2 tRNA genes and 3 rRNA genes are annotated in these 4,798 nt (G+C 53.1%); all 5 read right to left on the bottom strand.

The features are described from left to right. Positions 1-52: 52 nt before the first annotated feature. Positions 53-165 (bottom strand): 5S ribosomal RNA (gene rrf / locus KHO31_RS38785). A 234-nt stretch (positions 166-399) separates the two neighbouring features. Then, positions 400-3,278, bottom strand: a 23S ribosomal RNA gene (locus tag KHO31_RS38780). Between the two features lie 339 nt (positions 3,279-3,617). After that, positions 3,618-3,693 (bottom strand) — tRNA-Ala (locus KHO31_RS38775). 75 nt (positions 3,694-3,768) lie between these two features. After that, positions 3,769-3,845: transfer RNA gene (locus KHO31_RS38770), tRNA-Ile, on the bottom strand. 64 nt (positions 3,846-3,909) lie between these two features. After that, positions 3,910-4,798: ribosomal RNA gene (locus tag KHO31_RS38765) — 16S ribosomal RNA — on the bottom strand; the annotation flags it as partial.

Genomic DNA, 4,798 nt, shown 5'->3' with positions numbered 1-4,798 from the left:
GTAAACGCAGAAACCCCGCCTTTGAGGGCGGGGTTTCTGGACATGCGTGGGAGCCTGACGATTACCTACTTTCACACGGGAATCCGCACTATCATCGGCGTGGAGTCGTTTCACGGTCCTGTTCGGGATGGGAAGGGGTGGGACCGACTCGCTATGGTCATCAGGCATGACTTGTTGTCGCACTGACTTTGTGGTCAGCACAACCAATCTGGAAGAAGTAGTTTCTGGTGATGCTCACCAGAGGAGCTTTCAGCAAGCTCGGGCTGTGTTGTTCGAGGCACAACATCGATCTCAACCTGCGTGTTCTGCTACCCCATCCGGGGTTCACACGTATCCCCTTCGGGGATCGGACCACAGTAAGCGCTAAAGCGCTAACTCTGGTCGAGACACACCTGTTATAGGATCAAGCCTTACGGGCAATTAGTATCAGTTAGCTTAACGCATTACTGCGCTTCCACACCTGACCTATCAACGTCCTGGTCTTGAACGACCCTTCAAGGGGCTCGAAGCCCCGGGGATATCTCATCTTAAGGCGAGTTTCCCGCTTAGATGCTTTCAGCGGTTATCTCTTCCGAACATAGCTACCCGGCGATGCCACTGGCGTGACAACCGGTACACCAGAGGTTCGTCCACTCCGGTCCTCTCGTACTAGGAGCAGCCCCCTTCAAATATCCAGCGCCCACGGCAGATAGGGACCAAACTGTCTCACGACGTTTTAAACCCAGCTCACGTACCTCTTTAAATGGCGAACAGCCATACCCTTGGGACCGGCTACAGCCCCAGGATGAGATGAGCCGACATCGAGGTGCCAAACACCGCCGTCGATATGAACTCTTGGGCGGTATCAGCCTGTTATCCCCAGAGTACCTTTTATCCGTTGAGCGATGGCCCTTCCATACAGAACCACCGGATCACTATGACCTGCTTTCGCACCTGCTCGACTTGTCGGTCTCGCAGTTAAGCACGCTTATGCCATTGCACTATCAGCACGATTTCCGACCGTACCTAGCGTACCTTCGTACTCCTCCGTTACACTTTGGGAGGAGACCGCCCCAGTCAAACTGCCTACCATGCACTGTCCCCAGTCCGGATAACGGACCAAGGTTAGAACCTCAAACAAACCAGGGTGGTATTTCAAGGACGGCTCCACGCAGACTGGCGTCCACGCTTCATAGCCTCCCACCTATCCTACACAGATCGGTTCAAAGTCCAATGCAAAGCTACAGTAAAGGTTCATGGGGTCTTTCCGTCTAGCCGCGGGGAGATTGCATCATCACAAACACTTCAACTTCGCTGAGTCTCGGGAGGAGACAGTGTGGCCATCGTTACGCCATTCGTGCAGGTCGGAACTTACCCGACAAGGAATTTCGCTACCTTAGGACCGTTATAGTTACGGCCGCCGTTTACCGGGACTTCAATCAAGAGCTTGCACCCCATCATTTAATCTTCCGGCACCGGGCAGGCGTCACACCCTATACGTCCACTTTCGTGTTTGCAGAGTGCTGTGTTTTTATTAAACAGTCGCAGCCACCAGTTTATTGCAACCCCTTCACCCTTCTGGCGCAGGCCAGTCAGGCTACAGGGGCGTACCTTATCCCGAAGTTACGGTACCAATTTGCCGAGTTCCTTCTCCCGAGTTCTCTCAAGCGCCTTAGAATACTCATCTCGCCCACCTGTGTCGGTTTGCGGTACGGTCTTGTTAAACTGAAGCTTAGAGGCTTTTCTTGGAACCACTTCCGATTGCTTCGTGACCTAGATCACTCGTCCCATGCCCTTGAATTCCGCGCCCGGATTTGCCTAAGCGCCTTCTCCAACACAGGAACCGGGACTTCCAACACCCGGACAACCTTCCGCGATCCGTCCCCCCATCGCATTTAACAATGGTGCAGGAATATTAACCTGCTTCCCATCAGCTACGCATTTCTGCCTCGCCTTAGGGGCCGACTCACCCTACGCCGATGAACGTTGCGTAGGAAACCTTGGGCTTACGGCGAGGGGGCCTTTCACCCCCTTTATCGCTACTCATGTCAGCATTCGCACTTCCGATACCTCCAGCGCACTTTTCAATGCACCTTCGCAGGCTTACGGAACGCTCTCCTACCATGCACATAAATGTGCATCCGCAGCTTCGGTATATTGCTTAGCCCCGTTACATCTTCCGCGCAGGACGACTCGATCAGTGAGCTATTACGCTTTCTTTAAAGGATGGCTGCTTCTAAGCCAACCTCCTGACTGTTTTAGCCTTCCCACTTCGTTTCCCACTTAGCAATATTTGGGGACCTTAGCTGGCGGTCTGGGTTGTTTCCCTCTTGACACCGGACGTTAGCACCCGATGTCTGTCTCCCGTGATTGCACTCTTCGGTATTCGGAGTTTGCTATGGCGTAGTAATCCGCAATGGACCCCACAACCATGACAGTGCTCTACCCCCGAAGGTGATACACGAGGCACTACCTAAATAGTTTTCGGAGAGAACCAGCTATTTCCAGGTTTGTTTAGCCTTTCACCCCTATCCACAGCTCATCCCCTAACTTTTCAACGTTAGTGGGTTCGGACCTCCAGTACGTGTTACCGCACCTTCATCCTGGCCATGGATAGATCACCTGGTTTCGGGTCTACACCCAGCGACTGAACGCCCTGTTCGGACTCGCTTTCGCTACGCCTGCCCTAATCGGTTAAGCTTGCCACTGAATGTAAGTCGCTGACCCATTATACAAAAGGTACGCAGTCACCCCTTGCGAGGCTCCTACTGTTTGTATGCATGCGGTTTCAGGATCTATTTCACTCCCCTCCCGGGGTTCTTTTCGCCTTTCCCTCACGGTACTGGTTCACTATCGGTCGATCACGAGTATTTAGCCTTGGAGGATGGTCCCCCCATCTTCAGACAGGATTTCACGTGTCCCGCCCTACTTGTCGTACACCTAGTTCTTCCTCGCTGTTTTCGTCTACAGGGCTATCACCTGCTATGGCGGCACTTTCCAGAGCCTTCGACTAACAATGAAGATAAAGAGTACAGGCTGATCCCATTTCGCTCGCCACTACTCTGGGAATCTCGGTTGATTTCTTTTCCTGCGGTTACTTAGATGTTTCAGTTCACCGCGTTCGCTTCTCGTAACCTATGTATTCAGTTACGGATACCTCAAAAGAGGTGGGTTTCCCCATTCGGACATCGACGGATCAAAGCTCGTTTGCCAGCTCCCCGTCGCTTTTCGCAGGCTACCGCGTCCTTCATCGCCTGTGATCGCCAAGGCATCCACCACATGCACTTGTTCGCTTGACCCTATAACGGGTGTGTCTCTGTCGCATCCACTCGGAATGCAACGTTCGCCACAACCGCTACAGGTTGAGTATTCGTGTTGCGCCGTATTCCAAGGCAATCTTTCGATCACCTTTTCATACATTGATACAATCACAACCCTGATCCACCTACTCACACACCCATCTCCAGGTATGCTTTCGTGAATCTCTTTACTACTTCTTCCTGATTGTTAAAGAACGACAGCCGATATCGCAGTTGCTATAACCGCGTATCACTCTGACTGGCTCAATCGCCAATGCCTGTTTCACTACACCGCAAACCCCTTTCAAGGTTTGCCGCAGTAAAACCGGCATTGAAGATTGGTGGAGGATGACGGGATCGAACCGACGACCCCCTGCTTGCAAAGCAGGTGCTCTCCCAGCTGAGCTAATCCCCCAGTCATACACAGATATTGCTATCTGTATTGGTGCCCCAGGGGTTTCAGTGATCAGCGCAGCCACCGCAGAAACAGTGGTGGGTCTGGATGGATTCGAACCATCGACCCCCGCCTTATCAAGACGGTGCTCTAACCAACTGAGCTACAGACCCCTGAGTCTGTCCATTTTCACAGCCGATAAGCGTGAGCGCTCAACGTTCGACACGTTAGCTCGAGAAAGGAGGTGATCCAGCCGCACCTTCCGATACGGCTACCTTGTTACGACTTCACCCCAGTCATGAATCCTACCGTGGTGACCGTCCTCCTTGCGGTTAGACTAGCCACTTCTGGTAAAACCCACTCCCATGGTGTGACGGGCGGTGTGTACAAGACCCGGGAACGTATTCACCGCGGCATGCTGATCCGCGATTACTAGCGATTCCAGCTTCACGCACTCGAGTTGCAGAGTGCGATCCGGACTACGATCGGTTTTCTGGGATTGGCTCCCCCTCGCGGGTTGGCGACCCTCTGTTCCGACCATTGTATGACGTGTGAAGCCCTACCCATAAGGGCCATGAGGACTTGACGTCATCCCCACCTTCCTCCGGTTTGTCACCGGCAGTCTCCCTAGAGTGCTCTTGCGTAGCAACTAGGGACAAGGGTTGCGCTCGTTGCGGGACTTAACCCAACATCTCACGACACGAGCTGACGACAGCCATGCAGCACCTGTGTTATGGCTCCCTTTCGGGCACCCCAACCTCTCGGCCAGGTTCCATACATGTCAAGGGTAGGTAAGGTTTTTCGCGTTGCATCGAATTAATCCACATCATCCACCGCTTGTGCGGGTCCCCGTCAATTCCTTTGAGTTTTAATCTTGCGACCGTACTCCCCAGGCGGTCAACTTCACGCGTTAGCTACGTTACTAAGGAAATGAATCCCCAACAACTAGTTGACATCGTTTAGGGCGTGGACTACCAGGGTATCTAATCCTGTTTGCTCCCCACGCTTTCGTGCATGAGCGTCAGTATTGGCCCAGGGGGCTGCCTTCGCCATCGGTATTCCTCCACATCTCTACGCATTTCACTGCTACACGTGGAATTCTACCCCCCTCTGCCATACTCTAGCC

It is taken from the genome of Paraburkholderia domus (assembly GCF_905220705.1).
Classification (GTDB): Bacteria; Pseudomonadota; Gammaproteobacteria; order Burkholderiales; family Burkholderiaceae; genus Paraburkholderia; species Paraburkholderia domus.
This window is presented reverse-complemented; position numbering and strand designations above follow the sequence as displayed.